Source organism: Sphaerotilus sp. (genome assembly GCF_041083715.1).
Classification (GTDB): domain Bacteria; phylum Pseudomonadota; class Gammaproteobacteria; order Burkholderiales; family Burkholderiaceae_C; genus Sphaerotilus.
In genome coordinates this window covers 1-19,694 of record NZ_JBFPGY010000328.1, presented here as the reverse complement: position 1 = coordinate 19,694, position 19,694 = coordinate 1, and the positions used below count along the sequence as shown (strand labels likewise).

At 70.2% G+C, this 19,694-nt stretch carries 15 protein-coding genes; 6 read left to right on the top strand and 9 right to left on the bottom strand.

From position 1 onward, the window contains the following. Window positions 1–486: tRNA-guanine transglycosylase (locus tag AB3X43_RS15335; RefSeq protein WP_369430732.1), on the top strand; the 486-nt coding region annotated here is incomplete at its 5' end. A 2-nt stretch (window positions 487–488) separates the two neighbouring features. Continuing rightward, window positions 489–962 (top strand): SMI1/KNR4 family protein, encoded by a 474-nt coding sequence (locus AB3X43_RS15330; RefSeq protein ID WP_369430731.1) that lies wholly within the window; start codon window positions 489–491, stop codon window positions 960–962. A gap of 21 nt (window positions 963–983) precedes the next feature. On the opposite strand, the gene glcF is transcribed toward AB3X43_RS15330, so the two are convergent. The 7 genes from glcF to AB3X43_RS15295 all read right to left on the bottom strand — a co-directional run bounded on the left by glcF (window position 984) and on the right by AB3X43_RS15295 (window position 8,915). Further along, window positions 984–2,249: a glycolate oxidase subunit GlcF gene (gene glcF, locus AB3X43_RS15325; protein ID WP_369430730.1), complete on the bottom strand. Its 1,266-nt coding sequence runs from the start codon at window positions 2,247–2,249 to the stop codon at window positions 984–986. A 6-nt stretch (window positions 2,250–2,255) separates the two neighbouring features. Next, window positions 2,256–3,377 carry a glycolate oxidase subunit GlcE gene (glcE, locus tag AB3X43_RS15320; RefSeq protein ID WP_369430729.1) on the bottom strand — a complete coding sequence of 374 codons (1,122 nt, stop codon included), beginning with the start codon at window positions 3,375–3,377 and terminating at the stop codon, window positions 2,256–2,258. A gap of 32 nt (window positions 3,378–3,409) precedes the next feature. Continuing rightward, the gene (locus tag AB3X43_RS15315; RefSeq protein ID WP_369430728.1) at window positions 3,410–4,948 is read right to left on the bottom strand and encodes an FAD-linked oxidase C-terminal domain-containing protein; all 1,539 of its coding nucleotides are present in this window, start codon (window positions 4,946–4,948) and stop codon (window positions 3,410–3,412) included. A 98-nt stretch (window positions 4,949–5,046) separates the two neighbouring features. Next, window positions 5,047–6,261 carry an FIST signal transduction protein gene (locus AB3X43_RS15310; RefSeq protein ID WP_369430727.1) on the bottom strand — a complete coding sequence of 405 codons (1,215 nt, stop codon included), beginning with the start codon at window positions 6,259–6,261 and terminating at the stop codon, window positions 5,047–5,049. A 31-nt stretch (window positions 6,262–6,292) separates the two neighbouring features. After that, window positions 6,293–6,997: a PhaM family polyhydroxyalkanoate granule multifunctional regulatory protein gene (locus tag AB3X43_RS15305; protein WP_369430726.1), complete on the bottom strand. Its 705-nt coding sequence runs from the start codon at window positions 6,995–6,997 to the stop codon at window positions 6,293–6,295. Window positions 6,998–7,080: 83 nt separating this feature from the next. Then, window positions 7,081–8,064, bottom strand: coding sequence for a TraB/GumN family protein (locus tag AB3X43_RS15300; RefSeq protein WP_369430725.1), 984 nt, complete (start codon window positions 8,062–8,064; stop codon window positions 7,081–7,083). Continuing rightward, entirely contained in the window at window positions 8,061–8,915 is an 855-nt protein-coding gene (locus tag AB3X43_RS15295; protein ID WP_369430724.1) for a fumarylacetoacetate hydrolase family protein, read from the bottom strand. Before AB3X43_RS15295 ends, AB3X43_RS15300 begins: the two co-directional genes overlap by 4 nt. 96 nt (window positions 8,916–9,011) lie before the next feature. Here AB3X43_RS15295 and AB3X43_RS15290 point away from each other — a divergent pair, with 96 nt between their 5' ends. The 3 genes from AB3X43_RS15290 to AB3X43_RS15280 all read left to right on the top strand — a co-directional run bounded on the left by AB3X43_RS15290 (window position 9,012) and on the right by AB3X43_RS15280 (window position 12,975). After that, window positions 9,012–10,157 carry a DUF3108 domain-containing protein gene (locus AB3X43_RS15290; protein ID WP_369430723.1) on the top strand — a complete coding sequence of 382 codons (1,146 nt, stop codon included), beginning with the start codon at window positions 9,012–9,014 and terminating at the stop codon, window positions 10,155–10,157. 75 nt (window positions 10,158–10,232) lie between these two features. Then, the gene (locus tag AB3X43_RS15285) at window positions 10,233–10,478 is read left to right on the top strand and encodes a BTH_I0359 family protein (RefSeq protein WP_338414627.1); all 246 of its coding nucleotides are present in this window, start codon (window positions 10,233–10,235) and stop codon (window positions 10,476–10,478) included. 136 nt (window positions 10,479–10,614) lie between these two features. Beyond that, window positions 10,615–12,975, top strand: a complete 2,361-nt coding sequence (locus AB3X43_RS15280; RefSeq protein WP_369430722.1) for an ATP-binding protein — start codon at window positions 10,615–10,617, stop codon at window positions 12,973–12,975. An 18-nt stretch (window positions 12,976–12,993) separates the two neighbouring features. Here AB3X43_RS15280 and AB3X43_RS15275 read toward each other — a convergent pair whose 3' ends face one another. Beyond that, a complete protein-coding gene (locus tag AB3X43_RS15275) occupies window positions 12,994–13,452 on the bottom strand; it encodes a helix-hairpin-helix domain-containing protein (RefSeq protein WP_369430721.1) in 459 nt (152 codons plus the stop codon). A gap of 136 nt (window positions 13,453–13,588) precedes the next feature. On the opposite strand from AB3X43_RS15275, the gene AB3X43_RS15270 reads away from it, so the two are divergent. Further along, window positions 13,589–14,662 (top strand): homocysteine S-methyltransferase family protein, encoded by a 1,074-nt coding sequence (locus AB3X43_RS15270; protein ID WP_369430720.1) that lies wholly within the window; start codon window positions 13,589–13,591, stop codon window positions 14,660–14,662. On the opposite strand, the gene AB3X43_RS15265 is transcribed toward AB3X43_RS15270, so the two are convergent. Further along, window positions 14,608–19,464 (bottom strand): CHASE domain-containing hybrid sensor histidine kinase/response regulator, encoded by a 4,857-nt coding sequence (locus AB3X43_RS15265; protein WP_369430719.1) that lies wholly within the window; start codon window positions 19,462–19,464, stop codon window positions 14,608–14,610. The genes AB3X43_RS15270 and AB3X43_RS15265 overlap by 55 nt on opposite strands. Between the last annotated feature and the right edge of the window lie 230 nt (window positions 19,465–19,694).

Sequence of the window (19,694 nt, the reverse complement as noted above, 5' to 3'; positions counted from 1 at the left end):
GGCTACGCCATCGGCGGCGTCTCGGTGGGCGAGCCGAAGGACGAGATGCTGCGGATCATGCGCCACACGCCGCACCTGCTGCCGAGCCAGAAGCCGCGCTACCTGATGGGCGTCGGGACACCCGAGGATCTGGTGGAAGGCGTGGCCTGCGGCGTGGACATGTTCGACTGCGTGATGCCGACCCGCAACGCCCGCAACGGCCACCTCTTCACCCGCTTCGGCGACCTGAAGATCCGCAACGCGCGTCACAAGTCGGACGAAGGCCCGCTCGACATGACCTGCGCGTGCCACACCTGCCAGAACTTCAGCCGCGCCTACCTGCACCACCTCGACCGCTGTGGCGAGATGCTCGGCCCGATGCTCACCAGCATCCACAACCTGCACTACTACCTGAACCTGATGCAGGAGGTCCGCAACGCGCTGGATGCCGGCGAGTTCGCGGCATTCCAGGCACAGTTCAAGGCCGATCGCGCCCGGGGCGTCTAGCCATGGACCTCCGCTGGCCCCTGCTCGATGACCTGAACCCACCGGCCACCGATGCCGACATCGCCGCGCTGGCACAGCAGCTCGGCGCCACGTTGCCCGCGGACTACGTGCAGGTGCTGCAGCAGCACAACGGCCAGCGCGGACTGGCGGACGGACTGTTCGACGGGCAGGAGTTCCTCTCGACACAGAACGTGTTCGCGCAGTGGCAGATCTGGCAGCAACTGCACGACGCGGGCCGGTTCAAGGCCCGGCGCCCGTCACCGGCGCCGGGCGTGCGCGGCGACTGGTGGAACCCGCGCTGGATCCCGTTCACGCACGATGGCAGCGGCAACCACCGGTGCATCGACCTCGCCCCGGCCGAAGGCGGCACGGTCGGTCAGGTCATCACGGTGTGGCACGACACCGGCGAGCGGGCACTGGAAGGCGCCAGCTTCGGCGACTGGTTCACCCGCTGGCGGGAACGCAGCCCGACGTGAGGCCCGCCGTGCCCATCGCCCTCACCCGGCGGCGAGCACCTCGTCGATCACCTCGACCCAGTGCTTCACCGGCAGCTGCGTGCCGGACTGCAGGTGCTGGATGCAGCCGATGTTGCCGGAGATGATGACGCTGGGTTGCCGCGCTTCGAGCGTCTGCACCTTGCGGTCGCGCAGCTGGTAGGCGATCTCGGGCTGGAGCACGGAATACGTGCCGGCCGAGCCGCAGCACAGGTGGCTGTCCTGCGTCGGCAGGTGCACCTCGAAGCCGATCTCGGCCATCGCTGCCTCGACGCCCCCGCGCAGTTTCTGGCCGTGCTGCAACGTGCACGGTGGGTGGTAGGCCAGCACACCGCGGGCGCGGCGCTGGCCCATGGCGGACTTGAGCGGGCCGATCAGCGTCGGCAGCAGTTCGGACAGGTCACGCGCCGAGGCGCTGATGCGGGCAGCCTTCTCGGCGTAGGCCGGGTCGTGCGCCAGTGCGTGGCCATAGTCCTTGACCGACAGGCCGCAGCCGGAGGCATTGAACACGATCGCCTCGACCGGCTCGACGCCGCCCAGCCCCTCGACCTTGGGCCACCAGGCGTCGATGTTGCGGCGCATGTCGGTCAGCGCGCCCTCGTGGTCGCCGAGGTGGTCGCGCACGGCGCCGCAGCAGCCGGCCTCGTCCGACACCAGCGTCTGCACGCCGCAGGCGTCGAGCACGCGGGCGGTGGCGCTGTTGATGTTGGGCGCCAGCGTCGGCTGGACACAGCCCTGCAGCATCAGCACCTTGCGGCGGTGCTCGCGCGTGGGCCAGCGCTGGGCGTGGGCCATCGCGGCCGCACTCGGCTTGGGCGGCACCTTGTTCTTGAGCATGCCCGGCAGCAGCGCACGCACGTTCTGCCCCATTTTCAGCATCGGGCCGAAGCTGGGCGAGGTCATCGTTTCGCGCAGCATCCAGCGCACGCCACGGTCGGCGCGCGGGCGCTCCACCTTGGCATCCACCACACGCCGGCCGATCTCGACCAGCGCGCCGTATTCGACACCCGACGGGCAGGTCGTCTCGCAGCTGCGGCAGGTCAGGCAGCGGTCCAGGTGGAGCTGGGTCTTGCGGGTGGGCTCGTGGCCCTCCATCACCTGCTTGATCAGGTAGATGCGGCCGCGCGGGCCGTCCAGCTCGTTGCCCAGCAGCTGGTAGGTCGGACAGGTGGCGGTGCAGAAGCCGCAGTGCACGCAGCGGCGCAGGATCTCTTCGGCACGGTCGCCGTCGGGCGTGCCCTTGAATTCAGGTGCGAGGTCGGTTTGCATGCTGGCTCAGAGTCCCGGGTAGAGACGCCCCGGGTTGAACACGCCATCGGGATCGAAGGCCTGCTTGAGTTCCTGGTGGATGCGGTCGAGCGGCGGCTTCAGCGGCGCGAACACCCCCAGGCCGTTGGACGATGCAGCCTTGTCCCGGGCACGGAACAGCGTGGCGTGGCCGCCCGCCTGCGCAGCGATCTGGCGCACGCGGGCCGCCGGCTCGCGCGTGACCCACCAGCGCTGTGCGCCGCCCCAGTCGATGAGCTGGTCGCCCGGCAGCGGCAGCGGCGGTGCGCCGGACGGCACCGACAGCCGCCACAGCGCCGCACCGTCGGCCAGGGCACGGCGGGCCTCGACGAAGAAGTCGTCGGTCTGGTCGCGCATGCCCAGCCAGAAGCGCTGCGCCAGCACGTTGTCGATCGGCTCGCCGCCCATCTTCTGGTTGGCCGCGGCCACCGCGGTCGTCGCACCGGACAGGCGCACGACCAGCGCGCCCTGCCACCATGCGGTCGCGTTGACCGGCAGCGGCTGGCCGGCCCAGCGCTGCATCAGGTCGAGCGCCTCGCCCTCCGAGCAGTCGAAGCGCAGCGTGCTGGTGTAGGACGGCGTGGGCATCACCTTCAGCGACACCTCGCAGACCACCCCGAGGATGCCCAGCGAGCCCGTGACCATGCGGGACACGTCGTAGCCCGCGACGTTCTTCATCACCTGCCCGCCGAAGGTCAGCACCTCGGCCTTGCCGGTGAGCATCGTCATGCCCAGCACGTAGTCGCGCACGCTGCCCATGGCCGCACGGGACGGCCCGGACAGGCCGGTCGCCACCATGCCGCCGATCGTGCCGCCACGCTGGCCGGGGCGCTCGGTGTCGGGGTAGCGCGGCGGCTCGAAGGCGAGGTACTGGTTGCGGCGGGCGAGTTCGGCCTCGACCTCGGCGATGGGCGTGCCACCGCGCACGGTCATGACCAGTTCGCTGGGCTCGTAGCGCGTGATGCCCGTCAGGCCCCGCACATCGAGCAGCTGGCCCTGGATGGGCTCGCCGTAGAAGGACTTGGTGCCCGTGCCACGGATGGCGAGGCTGCCGCGGGCCTCGCGGGCGACGCGTACGCGTTCGATCAGGCTGTCGAGGGCCTTGCTCATGGGTGTGTGGTGGTCAGGAACAGGATCAGGAATCAGAAACGGGGCAGTTCGCTGAAAGGCAGCAGACCGCGCTTCACATGCATTCTTCCGTACTCGGCGCAGCGGTGGAGGGAAGGAATCACCTTGCCCGGGTTGAGCAGGCCGGGTGCGTCGAACGCCCGCTTCACCGCCAGCATCATCTCGCGCTCTTCGGGGGCGAACTGCACGCACATGGAATTGAGTTTCTCGACCCCGACGCCGTGCTCGCCGGTGATCGTGCCGCCCATGGCGACGCTGGTCTCCAGGATCTCGGCGCCGAAGGCCTCGGCCCGCTCCAGCTCACCGGGGCGGCTGGCATCGAACAGGATCAGCGGGTGCAGGTTGCCGTCGCCGGCGTGGAAGACGTTGCAGCAGCGCAGGTCGTGGCGGAACTCCATCTCGGCGATGGCGCGCAGCATGTCGGCCAGGCGCCGGCGCGGGATGGTGGAGTCCATGCACAGGTAGTCCGGGCTGATGCGGCCGGACGCCGGGAAGGCGTTCTTGCGCCCGGACCAGAACTTCAGCCGCTGCGCCTCGTCCCGGCTGACTTCGAGCCGGCTCGCACCGCAGCGGCGCAGCACCTCGGTCATCCGGCCGATTTCCTCCTCGACCTCCTCGGTGGTGCCATCGCTCTCGCAGAGCAGGATGGCCGCAGCTTCCAGGTCGTAGCCGGCGTGCACGAAGTCCTCGACCGCGGCGGTCATCGGCTTGTCCATCATCTCCAGTCCGGCGGGGATGATGCCGGCGGCAATCACCTCGGCCACCGCATCGCCGGCCGTCTCGACGGTGGGGAAGCTGGCCATGATGCAGCGCGCGATCTGCGGACGCGGCACGAGCTTGACGGTGACCTCGGTGATCACCGCGAGCATGCCCTCGCTGCCGATGACCACGCTCAGCAGGTCGAGCCCTGGTGCATCCAGCGCGGCGCTGCCGAACTCGACCGGCTCGCCCTCGACGGTGTAGCCGCGCACCTTCAGCACGTTGTGCAGCGTCAGGCCGTACTTCAGACAGTGCACGCCGCCCGAGTTCTCGGCCACGTTGCCGCCGATGGTGCAGGCGATCTGGCTGGACGGATCCGGCGCGTAGTACAGGCCGAACGGCGCCGCCGCCTCGCTGATGGCGAGGTTGCGCACCCCGCACTGCACGACGGCGGTGCGCTCGCGCGGGTCGATCTTCAGGATGCGACTGAAGCGGGCCAGCGACAGGGTCAGGCCGTCGCGGTGCGGCGTGGCGCCGCCGGACAGGCCGGTGCCCGCGCCACGCGCAACGACCGGCACCTCCAGCCGCCGGCAGGCACGCAGCACGTTGGCGACCTGCTCTTCGGTCTCGGGCAGCGCCACCGCCATCGGCTGGGCACGGTAGGCGGTCAGGCCGTCGCACTCGTAGGGGATCGTGTCCTCGGCCTGCCACAGCAGGGCGTGGGCAGGCAGCACGGACGCCAGGGCCTGGACCAGCCGGCTCTGTCGTTGCCGGCGGTCGGGCAGATCGGCACTCGCGCCGCCATCGGCCGGGCCTGTGGCGGCCAGTGCGTCCTGCGGCAAGGGGGCGTTCATCGGAAAACTTCTCCAGCAAGGGTGGGCAGCCCGAGCGGCCGCCTCATCGATGAGGCCGCACTGTAATGGGTCGGGAGCGCCATTCCAGTGCCCATCGGTCAAGAAGAATGCAGAAAGACCGTCAGGACGGCGGTGTATCCGTACAGATGATGCCGTGCAATCTCGCCGCCGGCGAAAAAACCGACCAGCGGCACGTCGCCCAGTGCGTGGCGCACGATCTGCATCTCGGCGGACGGACCACCGAAATGCGGTCCGCCCCGCCCGGAACAACTCACGTAGACCGCGCCGGCGATGCGCCGGGCAGGTGCACCGCCATCGTCGGAATCGGGGCTCAGCTCCTCGCGGATCTCGGCGCAGATGCGCATCAGGTCGCGCCGGGCCGCCTCGGGATGGCGGGCACAGAACGTGAGTTTCATGCCCGGCTCGACCTGGGCAGCCACCGCCACGGCCTGGTGCAACGGGTCCAGCCCGATCAGGTGCCGCACACGGGTGTCGCTGCCGAACTGGCTGCCGCGGCTGAACACGTCGTCCTGCGCATCCGTCAGCCCGACCAGCGTCGCGCGCAGGCGTGGCACGGCCTCGCGCGGCTGGTCGAGGTCGATGTCCAGGTCATGGAGCAGGCACGACAGCGCCGACTGCCCGTCCAGCACTGCGACGATGTGGTCGCGGGCCTCGTCCACCTGGCGCACCGGTCCGATCGGCTGGCACCCCTGCGACACCCGCGACAGCAGCCCGACTTCGCGCGTGAATGCCACGCCCGAGACGCCCCCCTCGTAGACCCCGGACAGCGCGGCCGATCCTGCCGCCACCGCTGGCGCGCAGAACTGCACGCTGCGCCCGCGCGAAGCCATCAGCCCGCCGAAGAGGTAGCCACTGGCGATGCGCTGCGACAGCTCGACGATCAGCTCGCCCATGTCCGGCGTCTGGCCATCGCCATGCACCAGCGCGGTGTGAACGTCGCTGCGCACCAGCGGCCGCTCGCCGCTGTACAGCTCGAAGCTGCCCGGCGGCAGATCGGCCAGCATCAGCACCAGCGCAGGCTCGTCGAAGTATTCGACCCCGCTGACCGCCACACCAATGCCCACGCCGCCGACCCACGACACCCGCGGCCAGCGCTGGCGCAGCTCGGCCAGCAGCGACTCGGCCTGCGGTGCGTAGTGGTCGGTGATGTAGACCAGCCCCAGCGCGAACGTGTCGGGGCCGTCGGCCGAAGAGGGCAGCGACGCCCGCTGGGCATCGATCTGGGCCGCCACCAGCGCCAGCGCCATGTGCGCGTCGGGATGGGTGGCGTGGGCAGTGAGAAAGGTGTGCATGGATCAGCGATCGAGGCGCAGCAATGCCAGCTCAGCCCTTGGCGGACTTGCGGGCAGGGGCCTTCCTGGCTGGTGCGGCCTTGGGGGCGGGGGCAGGCGCTGGGGCCGGAACGGCGGGTTTCGGGGCCGCCTTGCGGGCTGCCGTCTTCTTCGGAGGCGCCACGGTTTCCGTGGCGGTGGTCACCGTGGCCTTGAGGGCCTCGGCGGCACGCGCCTGCGCCTCGGTCGTGGCGTCGGAGGTGGCCTGCATGGCCTGCGTGGCCAGCTGCGTGAACTGCTGGGTGAGCGCACCCCACCACTGCATCGGATCGACCGCCGCCGAAGCCCCCGCATCTGCCGCGGGCTCGGGTGCAGGCTCAGGTGCAGGAGCCGGTGTTTCCGCTTGCGCAGGAGCCGGTGGCGCCGACTGGAACACATCGGCCATCGAGCGCATCTTGAGCGCCTCGCCGAGATCGCCCATCTGCACATTCATGGTCTTGAGGGTGCCCAGCGTCATGCGCTGCACTTCGAGCGCCTGCACGGTGGTGCCGATCATGCGGGCGTTCTGGTCGAGCCAGAACTGCACCGTGCGCAGCTCGTTGATGCGGCGGTCCAGCTCCTCCGGATCGAGCGTGGGCGCCACCCACTGCCCGATGCTGGGCAGCGTCTGCCCGGCGTTCTTGACCAGTCCCTGCAGGAACTCGAAACCAGGAACGAACTTGCTGAACGTGTCGGTAAGGGAAGTGGGATCGGACATCTTGTGGGCCTCGGGATCAATGCGGTGGTACGGGGCGGCAGTCGCGCGCTGCCAGCCCATTGTGCCGAGCGATGCCTGCAGTGTCACTGCCGATCGAGCGGGATGTAGTCGACGCTGAATCCACGGCGTGCCATCTGCTGCGGCAAGCCGGTCGGACCGATCATGTGCAGCGCGCCAACGGCGGCGAACACCGTGTGCCCGCGCTGGTGGAGGGCGGCGATGCGGTCGGCCATCGCAGGGTTGCGGGCGTCGACGGTGGCGTGGTGCTGTGCGCGGTCGGATTCCGTGTCCAGGCAGCCGCACCAGCGGCCGAATTCCTCCAGATCGTCCAGCCGGGCACCGGCCCAGTCGGCGACCAGACGCTGCACCACTGTGCGCGAGGTCTCGCTGTCCAGCTCCTGCAGACCCTGCCGGACGGCGGCCAGCGCCACGGCAGGCGCGTCGTGCACCATCAGCGCCATCTGCTGCTCGGGGGTTTCCAGCGACTCGATCGGCAGGCCCAGGTCATGGGCCCGGCGCATCAGCCCGGTGTCGATGCCCCAGGCAGGATCCAGCCCTTCCCGGCGCAGCGCCAGGGACACCAGCGTGACCACCTGCAGCTCGGGCCGCAGCCCGTCGAGGCCACCGTGGACACAGGCCTGGTGCGCGGCACGCTCGATCTGCCGGGCCTCCTGGGCGGGCAGATGCGGCGCACCGGGGCGCCTCTGCGCCGCGCGCTGCAGCCGGTGGAGCACGTCGGGATCCAGCAGGTTCAGCTCGAAGGCCACCCGGTCGGCGGCCTGAATCGCGGCCCGCACCTGCGGTCCCGGCAGCGCCCATTCGCGGCGGGCGAGGTGGATCGTCGCGTACAGGTACGACACGCGCCCGCCCTTCTCGATGCGCCACAGCAGGCCATGGTCCTGCGGCACCTGCTCGGCAGCCTGCAGTTCAGCCGCGCTGAAGGGCACGGGCGCGGGCGGACAATCCGGCGCCGGATCCGCCGTGCCGGCCTGCGCCGCCGCGGCACACCAGGCCCAGACGAATCCCATCCCCCAGCGGGGCCATCCACGCGGCATGGCCATGGTCATCCCGGGAACACCGGCTCCACGGCGTTCCGGTTCGGCTGGCGGATCGCGCCGAACACCGACTGGCCCTGTGCGTCGAAGACCTCGATGGTCACCGGCTCCAGGGCTGGCGTGTTCTCCAGCGCTGTGCGGGGCAGGCCCGGCAGTGCCAGCAGAGTCCCCGCCGACACCGCCCGGTGCCGCGCCAGCTGAGCGATCAGCACCCCGGCGTCTGGCGTGCCGACCTTGGCGGTCTCGACCGGCGCCAGCGCACGGTCCCCGACGACCGTGCGCACCGTCAGCGCCAGCCGCCCGCGGTGCCAGGCGCGTCCCAGCTCGTCCGGGGTGACCGCCACGGGCGCCCAGGCCATCGACAAGGCCCCCCGCACGCCCTGGTCCGGGCGCCGGCGCTGCCAGTGGTTGCCGAGCAGCACGAGGCGCACACCGTCGCGCGCCTGGTCTTCGCCTGCGCCCCGGGGCACATCGCCGAGCGCCACCGCCAGCTGCGCGCCGAAGTCGATCGCCGACACCTCGCCGTGCCCCTCGTTCGCATCGAACGACAGCGCATCGTGCGCACCGGCCATGGCATCTCCTGCCAGCTCGCGGGCAGCTGGCGGCTGCGCCTCGACCAGCCGGAACGCGCGCGGCAGCGGCGCCATGCACAGGCGCGGCTCGAAGGGAAAGGCGTGCCGCGCCTTGCCCTGCGCCAGCGTGCGGGCCAGGTCCTGCAGCTGCGGGGCGAGAAAATTCCAGTCGTCGAGCAGTTGCTGCATCCGGGTCACGATGCCGCTGGCATGGTGGGCCTGCGTGAGGTCGGAGGACACCACCACGAGCTGGCCGTCGCGGGAGCCGTCCCTGTAGGTCGCGAGTTTCATGCGGCGATGATGGCATGCAGCCTGTGCGCCTGTCACCGCAGCCACCCGCTCGCACGTTGAGGACGGGCCTTCAACGATCCGATGTAGATTGCGACCATGCCCGCTGCCCGCTCCCGTCCGCGCACTGTGCCCGCCACCCACCCTGTGCGGCGCCCCGGCGGCGTGCGCCCGGTGCTGGGTCTGGCGCTGACGCTGGCAGCGGTACTCGGCGGGCATCTCTGGGTGATCGATGCCTGGAGCCTGCCGATGGCGACCGAGGAGGCCGCACCGCCCTGGCCGATGGTCATCACCACGCGGCCCGCACCACCAGCACCACCGATGCCGGAAGTGCGCCGTGCTGCGGTGGCCCTGTCCGGGGACCGGTCTGACCTGCGCACCGTGGCCACCCAGCCGGCCAAGCCCCGCCCCCAGCGGACACCAGCCGCGGTGGCCAAGGCGCCAGCCACCCCGCTCGCCTCGGCACGGACCACAGCCGCCGCGGAGACCCGCGCCGAACCCCATCCGGTGGACGCCACCCCGGAGGCCGACGCTGAACCCGCGCCGCACTTGCTCGCGCGGGCGACGCCCGGTACCGGCGCCACCCGCCCGACACCCGCCGCAGCGGCCTCGATCGCGTTGACCACGCCACCGTCGGTGCAGTTGCACTACCGCATGAAGAAGGGTCCCCTGTCGGGCACCGGCAGGATCGACTGGCTGCGCGACGGCGACACCTACCGGATGCGCCTGGAAGCACGGGTGCCCGTGTTCGGGCAGATCTTCCTGGAAACCAGCGAGGGCCGACTCGATGCCAGCGGCCTGGCGCCCCTGCGCCACACCGAACGCCGCCTGCAGCGCAGCGAACGGGCGGTCAGCTTCGTGCGCGACCAGGGGCCGCCGCGCATCCTGTTTTCGGCCCGCGAAGGGGACGAACCGCTGCGCCCCGGTGCGCAGGACCGGCTGAGCTGGATCGCGCAGCTCGCCACCCGCATGGCCTCGCCGCCGGACGGTGACTGGCGCCCCGGCAGCAGCCTCGCGATGGACGTGGCCAGCACCGGCGGCGACGTGCAGCGCTGGGTGTTCACCATCGAAGGCCAGGACGCCACCGGCCTGTGGCACCTGCGCCGCGAACCCGACGGCCCACGCGACACCCGGGCCGAAGTCTGGATCGACGCCCGCCAGCAGCACTGGCCCGTGCGCATCCAGCTCACCGAGCCGTCCGGAGATCCGCTGGAGCTGACCCTCGACGGACTGCAACCCACCTGACGCCAGCGCCGGACACTTGAAACCACCGGTCACCGCCCCACCTGCCCCCCCCACCAACGCCAGGAGGACTGCACCATGCACATGCTCTACAACTCGGAAAACTTCGCCGTCATGCGCTTCGCCGGCAACACCGCGGCAGGTCAGGGATTCGAGATCGTCGACAAGACCAGCCGGCGTGAGATCTACCTGGGCGGACTGCTGGCCGACCACTTCCAGGCGGGCGTCGAGTACCTCATCAGCCAGACCGATGACGAGGCGCGCATCGACGATTTCCTGGCTGGCTACACCACACTGGCCCACCACCCGGTCGTGCTGCACTGAGCCGATGCGCGGCCGATTGCGCCGCGCATGTCACCGCACGTATCCGCAACTTGCATGAGGCTGGCACTTGGCGCGAAGATGGCTCCGTCTTTGTCCGTCCCCGAACCGTCCACCCGAACGATCCCGAGGAGCTTGCATGCGCAAGGAAGTGTCCAGGCAGACTGTCCGCCGCTCTCGCAGCCGCACCGGCGGCGCACCCGTGCTGCTCTCGCCCGGCCTGCAGGACGCACCCGTGCTCGACCAGCTGTGTTCGCACTTCGTCCTGACGCTCACGCTGCGCCAGGCCGGTCGGTTCGCCGGCCGGCGCGACTGGAACAGCCTGCTCGCGCTCACCGCGCGGCACCTGGTCTGGCCGGTCACCGTGCTGGGCCGGCTGCGCGAATTCCTCGGTCGCCGCGTCAAGGAGCACGATGCATGGACAGGCCATGAAGCGCTGGACGACGCGTCCTTCCTCGAAAAGCACGGCTGGTGGCGCGGCCCCTACGAGGAAGGCACCCTCTTCTTCTACCTCGACGAGTACGTCAAGGACGCGCCCAAGGACCTGATGGCGGTTCTCGGCACCACCGGCGAGTGGCTCGGCCAGCACCTCCGCGAGAGCGCCACGCTGGTCGAGAAGAACGTCGAGGTGCTCGCTGGCCTGCTGCAGCTCAACCCGGCCGAGCGGGCGCTGATCCTCTACGGCACCCTCGCCCGCTACCAGCGCGATCTGCGCGGGCTGCTGGTCGAGTTCAAGGTGTCGAGCGCACAGGAGGCCTACGCGACCATCGCCGAGGTGGCCGGCGTGGACCAGCGCGACGTGGCCGAAGCCCTGCGCGCCGGCTCGCGGCTGGAGCGCATCGGCATGATCGAGAACCTGATCTCCGAGCACAACATCACCGACCTCGCCGACCTGATGAAGGTGTCGGACCAGTTGCCGCCGGTGCTGATGCGCGAGTACCGCGACCCGCAGGACCTGATGGCGGTGTTCACGCGGCCCGCGACCAAGAGCGAGCTGACGCCGGCCGACTTCCACTTCGTCGGCGAGGAGGTGGACGTGCTGATCGCGCTGCTGAAGAACGCGGTCGAGCGGCGCGAGGCAGGCGTGAACGTGCTGATGTACGGCCCGCCCGGCACCGGCAAGACCGAACTCGGCCGGGTCGTCGCGCAGACGGCCGGGCTGGAGCTGTACGAGGTCGAATATGCCGACCGCGACGGCAACTCGCTCTCCGGCCGCGACCGCTACCGCTCGCTGCAGATCAGCCAGGTCTTCCTGAAGGCCAGCCCGAACGTGGCGCTGCTGTTCGACGAAGTGGAGGATGTGTTCCCGCCGATCTCGTCCGATGCGGCGCAGCTCATGGCGCGCATGGACAGCACCGACGCCAGCCACGGCAGCAGCTCCTGCGTGAACGGCAAGGCCTGGGTCAACCAGATCCTGGAAACCAACCCGGTGCCGGTGGTCTGGGTGACCAACCGCATCGAGCAGATCGACCCGGCCTTCCGTCGCCGCTTCCAGTACCACCTGGAGCTGACCTCGCCGCCGCCCGGCGCCCGCGAGGCGCTGGTGCTGCGTGCGCTCGGCGACGCCACCGTCAGTGCCGAGTTCATCGAGCGGCTCACGCAGCGCAAGGCGCTCACGCCGGCGCAGATCCGCACCGCTGTGCGCTTCGCCCGGCTGATCGGAGATGCGCAGGGGGCCGCACCGCTGCAGTCGATCGAGGGCCTGATCGAGCGCCAGATCGCCCACGCCGACCTGGCGCTGGGCAATGTCGAACATGCCAGTCCGGCCGGGCGCCCCGCGGTGACGACCTACGACCTCAGCCTGCTCAACATCGAGAGCCGCTTCGAGATGCCGCGCATCGTCGACGCGCTCAAGCGCCGTGGCCACGGCGCGCTGTGCTTCCACGGCGCGCCAGGCACCGGCAAGACCGCGCTGGCCGAACACATCGCCCGTGAACTCGGCCGCCCGCTGATGATCCGGCAGGCGAGTGACCTGGTCAGCAAGTTCGTCGGCGAGACCGAACAGAACATGGCCCGGATGTTCAACGAGGCAAAGTCCGAGCAGGCCGTGCTGCTGCTCGACGAGGCCGACAGCTTCCTGCGCAGCCGCAAGCGCGCAGAGCGCACCTACGAAGTCACCGAGGTCAACGAGATGCTGCAGGGCATGGAGCGCTTCGGCGGCGTCTTCATCTGCACGACCAACCTGTTCGAGGAACTGGACGAGGCGGCCCTGCGGCGTTTCACGTTCAAGATCCGCTTCAACCCGCTGACCGGCGAGCAGCGCGTGCGCATGTTCGTGGCCGAGGCCCTGGGCGGTGATGTCACCCGCCTGACCGGCGAGCAGCGTCAGCGGCTGGGGGTGCTCGACCAGCTGGCGTGCGGCGACTTCGCTGCCGTCAAGCGGCAGGTGGACATCCTTGGCGAGACCTTCGGGCCGGACGAGTTCCTGTCGCAGATCGAGGGCGAGCACCGGGTGAAACCGCAGGTGCGCGAGCGTCGCAGCATGGGGTTCATGCACTGAACTCCACCGCGCCGCCGTTCAGGCGCGCACACCGCCCTTCAAGCGGGCAGCCAAGGCGGCGAATCCCGCCTCGTCTCCGGCGGCCAGCAGCGTTGCCTGCTCGGGCCAGGTCTGCGGGCGGGCCAGCTTGAAGCGCGCGCCGGCGCTGGCCATCAGTGCTTCCAGTCGCTCGACCGGCGTCGCCGCCAGCGCCGCAAACGCCGTGATCCCCGCCTCGCCCAGCTTGAGCGCGATCTTGGGGCCGATGCCTTCGATGCGCGTGAGATCGTCGATCACCGCCGAGGCGTCGGGAGCCGATTCGGGCGCGGTGGCGTCCGGAGTCATCTCCAGCCGGATGTGCGGCAGCGTCCAGGGCTGCCACCAGACAGTCGCCCAGGTCCAGGGGGTCATGGCCGTGGCGAACAGGTCTGCACAGAGATCCGCCAGGGAGGGCATCACGGCGTCGCGCCGCGGAGCGCCGGTATCGGGAAGGGTCATGAAGCTCATGGCATTGCCTCTTGAAAATGACCTGCAGATTGTGCGGGCAATCCCTGGAGCGGTACGGGTTTACGCATGGGATGCGCTGAACACGCCTGAAACTGTGGCGAAAAGGACTTCCCTACAATCCGGGGCCATGACTGCCCCCACCACCGCCTACACCCGCGCCACCCGGCTGCCCGAGCTGCTGCGCCAGCGCATCGTTGTCCTCGACGGTGCGATGGGCACGATGATCCAGCGCTACAAGCTCACCGAAGCGGACTTCCGCGGCGAGCGGCTGCGCGACCACGGCAAGGACCTCAAGGGCAACAACGACCTGCTGGTGCTGACGCGCCCGGACGTGATCAGCGAGATCCACAGCCAGTACCTGGCCGCGGGTGCGGACATGATCGAGACCAACACCTTCGGCGCGAACCGCGTGGCGCAGGAAGACTACGACCTGGGGCCGCTGTCCTGCGAGATGAACGTCGCCGCGGCGAAGCTCGCACGCGCCTGCTGCGACCAGTTCTCGACCGCCGACAAGCCGCGCTTCGTCGCAGGCGCCCTCGGCCCGACACCTCGCACGGCCAGCATCAGCCCCGACGTGAACGACGCGGGTGCCCGCAACACCAGCTTCGACGAACTGCGCGCGGCGTACTACGAACAGGCCAAGGGTCTGCTGGATGGCGGTGCCGACCTGTTCCTCGTCGAGACCATCTTCGACACGCTCAACGCCAAGGCGGCCATCTTCGCGCTCGACGAGCTGATGGAAGACACCGGCGAGCGCCTGCCCGTCATCATCTCCGGCACCGTCACCGACGCCTCGGGCCGCATCCTCTCGGGCCAGACGGTGGGCGCGTTCTGGAACAGCGTGCGCCATGCGAAGCCGATCGCCATCGGGCTGAACTGCGCGCTCGGTGCCACGCTGATGCGGCCTTACATCGAGGAGCTGTCGCGCATCGCGGGCGACACCTTCATCTCCTGCTACCCGAACGCCGGCCTGCCCAACCCGATGAGCGACACCGGCTTCGACGAGACGCCGGAGATCACCGGCGCGCTGGTCGAGGAGTTCGCCCGGGCCGGCTTCCTGAACATCGCCGGCGGCTGCTGCGGCACGACGCCGGACCACATCCGCGCCATCGCCCAGCGTGTCGGTGCCTACCGGCCGCGCGGTGTTCAGGACCGGTTGTTCAGCCCCTTGCTCAGTGCGGAGAGCGCTGCCGCGGCCTGAGCGAAACGGAGGTTGTCGACCGCCTCCTTCAGCGCCGTGAAGTCCGCCGAACCCAGCCGGGCCCGCAGGGACGGCGCCAGTGCCGCGAACGCGGCCGTCGCACGCATGTTGCGGCGGTTCAGCCAGCCGATCAGCGCCTCCAGCGCATCGGGCGGAATGTCCGCGCTGGCATCGGCACACGCCTCGTCCGGCACCGCCAGGTCTGGCACATTGGCCAGAAAGTCCGCGCTGGCCTGCTGCATCCGGCCCCATTCCTCCAGGATCGCGTCGATCAGCGCACCGGCCTGCGGCGCACTGCCCTCGCGCAGACCGGCTTCCAGCTCGGCCGCCAGTGCATGCAATCGCGTCATGCCCAGCGTGCCGGCATTGCCGCTCAGCAGATGCACGTCATGGACCACGCGGGCCCGTTCCGCCGGGTCGTCCAGATGCGCTCCAGGCGCCACCGGCCGGCAGACCGTGAAAAACCGGCGCAGCAGGCTGCCGAACAGCACCAGATCCTGACTGAGGTGCAGGCGCGCGCGGTCCATGTCGATGCCCGCGATCTCCGGCCAGACGGACCCCGACGTGGCCAGCGGCACAGACACCGTCGACGGGGTCATGTCCGGAGGCAGCTCCAGACCGAGGCGTTCCACGATGCCCAGCAGCAGCCGGTCCGGATCGAAGGGCTTGGTGATGAAATCGTCCATCCCGGCAGCCTGCGCACCGTCGCGCTCGTCGCTGGTGACCCCCGCGGTCAGCGCCAGGATCGGCAGACCGGTCCGGCACAGCGTGCGGCGGATGATCCGTGTCGCCTCGAAGCCGTCCATGACTGGCATGTGGATGTCCATCAGCACCAGATCGACCGCGTGCTGGTTGGCCCGCATCACATCCACGGCCCGCTCCCCGTCCTCGGCCAGCACCACCCGCGCCCCCTTGCGCTCGAGGATGCGGCGAGCCACCTCGCGGTTGACGTCGCTGTCATCGACGACCAGGATCGTCCGGCCGACCAGGGCATCGCTTGCCAGCATCCGGTCGGCGACCGGGCGCAGCCGCACGGCACCGTCCACCTCGAACGGAATCTCGGCCCAGAAGGTGCTGCCGACGCCAGGCGTGCTGTCGACCCCGAGCCGACCGCCCATCAGCCCGACCAGTTGCCGGACGATCGACAGCCCCAGTCCGGTGCCGCCGAAGCGGCGCGTGGTGGTGCTGTCGGCCTGCACGAACGGCTCGAAGACCCGCTGGACCGCATCGGCGTCCAGGCCGATGCCGGTGTCCGCAACCTCCAGCCGCGCTGTGCCCTGCTGGCCGTCGCCAGGCAGCCAGTCGACGACGACATCGACCTGTCCACGCTCGGTGAACTTGATGGCGTTCGACAGCAGGTTGGTGAGCACCTGCGACAGCCGCATCCCGTCGCCCACCACGCAGCGCGGCAGCGCCGGCGACAGCGTCAGCCGGATGGGCAGGCGCTTGCCCTGGGCGTGCACCCCCATCACCGCCACGAGATCCGAGACGGTCTGGCCCGGGTCGAACGGGGCCTGCACGAGGCTGAACTGGCCTGCTTCGACCTTGGACAGGTCCAGCACGTCGTTGACCGTGTGCAGCAGCGCGTCGCTGGCCAGCTTGATGCGGTCGAGGAAGGTGCGCTGCTCGGCATTGAGCACGGTCTGGCGCAGCAGGTAGGTCAGACCGAGCACCGCGTTCAGCGGCGATCGGATCTCGTGGCTCATGTTGGCCAGGAACTCGCTCTTGGCGCGGTTGGCCGCCTCGGCGCGGGCGGTGGCCTGCTCCAGCCGCTGCTCGACCTCCTTGCGCCGGGTGATGTCGATCACCACCGCCAGGTAGCCGGTCACGCCGCCCGAATCGGTCGCCATCGGTGTCAGGATCAGCGACACCGGCACGTGGTGCCCGTCCCGGTGCACGTACGTCCACTCTCGCGGCCGGCAGAGCCACGCCGGGTCGGTGAAGACATCGGCCACTGTGGCTGGCCGACCCAGCGTTCCGGACAGGGCAGCGCGGCGACAGTCCAGCTCCGGCCGGTCATGGAATGCCAGATGCGACTGCCGGCCGACCATCTCCCCGGCCGACCGACCCAGCAGGCGTTCGGCCCCGCGGTTGAACACCTGGATGCAGCCCTCGGCGTCCGTGGCGATGATGGCGACCTCCGACGAGGCATCGAGCACCGAGTTCAGCAAGGTCATCGTGCGGCGCAGCGTCCGCTCGGCCTCGTGGCGGGCCGTGATGTCGCTGCTGACGGTGTAGAAGCCGCGCACCTCACCGCTGGCATCGATGTCGGGGACGAGGTGGGCCTCGATGTACGTGCGCTGCCCGGTGGCCCCGTCGATCTCCTCGTAGGCGTAGTGCTGGGGCTGGCCACCGAGCACTGCGGTGACATGCGCCTGCACCGCGGCCGGCAGCGGCTGGCCGGTCAGTTCGACCCGTGTCCGGCCGATGATCTGCTCGCGTGACCGGCCGAAGCGCACACAGTGCGCGGCGTTGACGAAGCGGAAACGCAGCGCGCTGTCCACGTAGGCGATGCGCAGCGGCACCTTGTCGGTGATGTCGTGCAGGAAACGCTCACGCTCCTCGGCCTGCTCGCGGGCCCGATCGACCTCGGCCTGCAGCCGCTTGCGCGAGGTGATGTCGGTGCCGATGGCGATGAAGCGGTCCATCAGTCCGTCCGCGCCAGGGATCGGCGCGATCATCGCATCCACCCAGTACAGGCTGCCATCGCGGGCGCGGTTGCAGATCTCGCCGCGCCAGGGCCGGCCGCGGCCGATCGTCTGCCACATGCGGAGCCAGAAGTCCCGGGAATGGCGGCCAGCGTTGACGATCCGGTGGTTCTGGCCGATCAGCGCTTCGCGGCTGTACTGGGTGATGCGGCAGAAGTTCGGATTGGCATCGAGGAGGACACCGGAGCGGTCGGTCACCGACACCAGCGCGTGGGTGTGCACCGTGTTCAGGAAGGCCTCGCTCTCGCGCAGCGCCGCGGCGAGCCGGGCCTTGTCGAGGGCCTGCTGGGTGATGTCCTGCAGCACGAGGTGGTAGCCGACCACCTGGCCGTCGCGCAGGTCGGGCAGCAACTCGACCTGCGCATGCCAGACCGTGTCCTCGCCTGGCGCACGCAAGGCGCATTCGAACAGACTCTTCTGGCCCGCCAGTGCCGCCGACACGCAGCGCCCGAACAGCGGATAGAGCGGCTCGAACAGATCGGTGCAGCGCAACCCCGGATGCGCGGCCACCGCAGCGTCGAACTGGCGGTGCCAGGCCAGGTTGCCACGCACCAGCGCCGACGAGGCATCCCAGTAGGAAATCAGTGCCGGCACGGCGTGCAGCGTGCTCTGCACATCGGTCAGCGCGGCCCTGAGCGCGACGGCGCGCTCCTGCAGCGTCGCGTTGAGCTGCTGGATGTCCCGCTCGGCCTGCTTCGACGGCCGGATGTCGCGCATCGACAGCGCCAGTCCGGCGAACACCCCGCGCAGATCACGCAGCGGCACGATCAGCACCGACACGTCGATCCGCCGGCCGGCACGGTCCAGCCGCTGGGTGTCGAACGCCGGCAGGGCCTCGCCGCGGGCCGCACGCGACAACAGCTGGCGTGTATCGGCCAGCTGCTCGGCCGGCACCAGCACCTCCAGCGCCGACTTCCCGACGATCTCGTCCGCGGCATGGCCGAACAGCGCCTCGGCGCCCTGGTTCCAGTCGAACACCGTGCCCTGCGGATCGACCATCACCACGGCATCGCGGCTGGTCTGCAGCGCCACGGCACGGCGCTCGCGCTCGACGCGCAGGTCCCGCGCATGGTCTTCGGCGCGCAGATAGGCCAGCAGCACCCCGGCCAGCAGCAGCGTCACCAGCATCCCGCCCAGCCCGACCCAGCGCGGATCGAGCAGAGACTGGCGCGCAGCCAGGCCCGGCGACGCCTGCAGCGTGACCTGCCAGACGCGGCCGGCCACCGCGGTCTCGACCTGGGCCTGCGGCACGTCGCCCGCCCAGGCGGCACCTGACGCGGTGTCGTAGAACGGCGTGACCCGCGCCGCATCGACATCGGCAATGCGCAGGCGGTAGGCCTGCGCGTCGAAGTCCAGATGCGCCAGCACCTCCTGGACCGCCAGCGGTGCGTAGGTCCACCCCAGCGCCCGCTCGACGCGAAGTCCCGCATCGGCGGCCACCCGGGCGTCCGGATAGACCGGCAGGAGCATCAGGAAGCCGGAACGCGGCTGCCCGACCGCCTGGACCAGCGTGATCGGGCCGGTCAGCGTGGCCCGCCCCGTGCGCAGGGCAGCGAGTGCCGCGTCGCGTCGCTGGGGTTCCGAGCCGATGTCCAGGCCAATCGCCTCCCGGTTGCGCGCGGCAGGCTCGATGTACTGGATGACCATGCGCTCGTCGTCATCGTCGTGCGGCTCCAGCACCCGGACTGCAAAGGAAGGCCAGCCATCGGCTGCGGCCCGCGCGACGAAATCCGCCTCCTGGGCGCGGCGGACACGCCGGATGACACCAATGCCGCGCACGCCCGGAAACTCGACATCGATGTTGCGCGACTGGCTGTAGCGCAGGAAAGCCTCGCGCGTCAGCGCCTCCCAACCCACCGTCAGCACCGCCCCGCGGGCCCCGAGCAGCCCCAGCTCCACCCGCAGCACCTGTTGCGCCACCTGGGTGGCCACACGCTGGGCCTCCTGGCGGGTCACGGCATCAAGGTGGCTCCGATTCGATTGCCCCTGCAACCAGGCCGCCAGCATCGACAGACCGAGCCCCAGCACCACCAGCAGCCACACCAGCCACTGCCGGCGACGGGCTGCCAGTCTGGAAGGCGTTTTCAGATACATGTGAATCTCCGCCGTTCAGGGTCTCGCCCGGGTCAGGCCCGGCGCAGGGCGTCATCGTCCACCACACTGTCCGGTCCGTGCCGGGCAGCACGACACCATGGCACCCGTCGCCATCCGCATGCAGTGCACAGGCACGGTTGCGCCCGGACCGCTTGGCCTCGTACAGGGACGCATCGGCCGACGCCAGCAGCGCGTCCATCGTCCGGGCCATGTCTGGCGCAGTCGCCTCG

What these genes read in the sequence shown, in the direction of transcription:
- AB3X43_RS15330 (WP_369430731.1), top strand. Translation starts at nt 489, where the DNA reads ATGGACCTCCGCTGGCCCCTGCTCGATGACCTGAACCCACCGGCCACC.
- glcF (WP_369430730.1), bottom strand. Translation starts at nt 2,249, where the DNA reads ATGCAAACCGACCTCGCACCTGAATTCAAGGGCACGCCCGACGGCGAC.
- glcE (WP_369430729.1), bottom strand. Translation starts at nt 3,377, where the DNA reads ATGAGCAAGGCCCTCGACAGCCTGATCGAACGCGTACGCGTCGCCCGC.
- AB3X43_RS15315 (WP_369430728.1), bottom strand. Translation starts at nt 4,948, where the DNA reads ATGAACGCCCCCTTGCCGCAGGACGCACTGGCCGCCACAGGCCCGGCC.
- AB3X43_RS15310 (WP_369430727.1), bottom strand. Translation starts at nt 6,261, where the DNA reads ATGCACACCTTTCTCACTGCCCACGCCACCCATCCCGACGCGCACATG.
- AB3X43_RS15305 (WP_369430726.1), bottom strand. Translation starts at nt 6,997, where the DNA reads ATGTCCGATCCCACTTCCCTTACCGACACGTTCAGCAAGTTCGTTCCT.
- AB3X43_RS15300 (WP_369430725.1), bottom strand. Translation starts at nt 8,064, where the DNA reads ATGACCATGGCCATGCCGCGTGGATGGCCCCGCTGGGGGATGGGATTC.
- AB3X43_RS15295 (WP_369430724.1), bottom strand. Translation starts at nt 8,915, where the DNA reads ATGAAACTCGCGACCTACAGGGACGGCTCCCGCGACGGCCAGCTCGTG.
- AB3X43_RS15290 (WP_369430723.1), top strand. Translation starts at nt 9,012, where the DNA reads ATGCCCGCTGCCCGCTCCCGTCCGCGCACTGTGCCCGCCACCCACCCT.
- AB3X43_RS15285 (WP_338414627.1), top strand. Translation starts at nt 10,233, where the DNA reads ATGCACATGCTCTACAACTCGGAAAACTTCGCCGTCATGCGCTTCGCC.
- AB3X43_RS15280 (WP_369430722.1), top strand. Translation starts at nt 10,615, where the DNA reads ATGCGCAAGGAAGTGTCCAGGCAGACTGTCCGCCGCTCTCGCAGCCGC.
- AB3X43_RS15275 (WP_369430721.1), bottom strand. Translation starts at nt 13,452, where the DNA reads ATGACCCTTCCCGATACCGGCGCTCCGCGGCGCGACGCCGTGATGCCC.
- AB3X43_RS15270 (WP_369430720.1), top strand. Translation starts at nt 13,589, where the DNA reads ATGACTGCCCCCACCACCGCCTACACCCGCGCCACCCGGCTGCCCGAG.
- AB3X43_RS15265 (WP_369430719.1), bottom strand. Translation starts at nt 19,464, where the DNA reads ATGTATCTGAAAACGCCTTCCAGACTGGCAGCCCGTCGCCGGCAGTGG.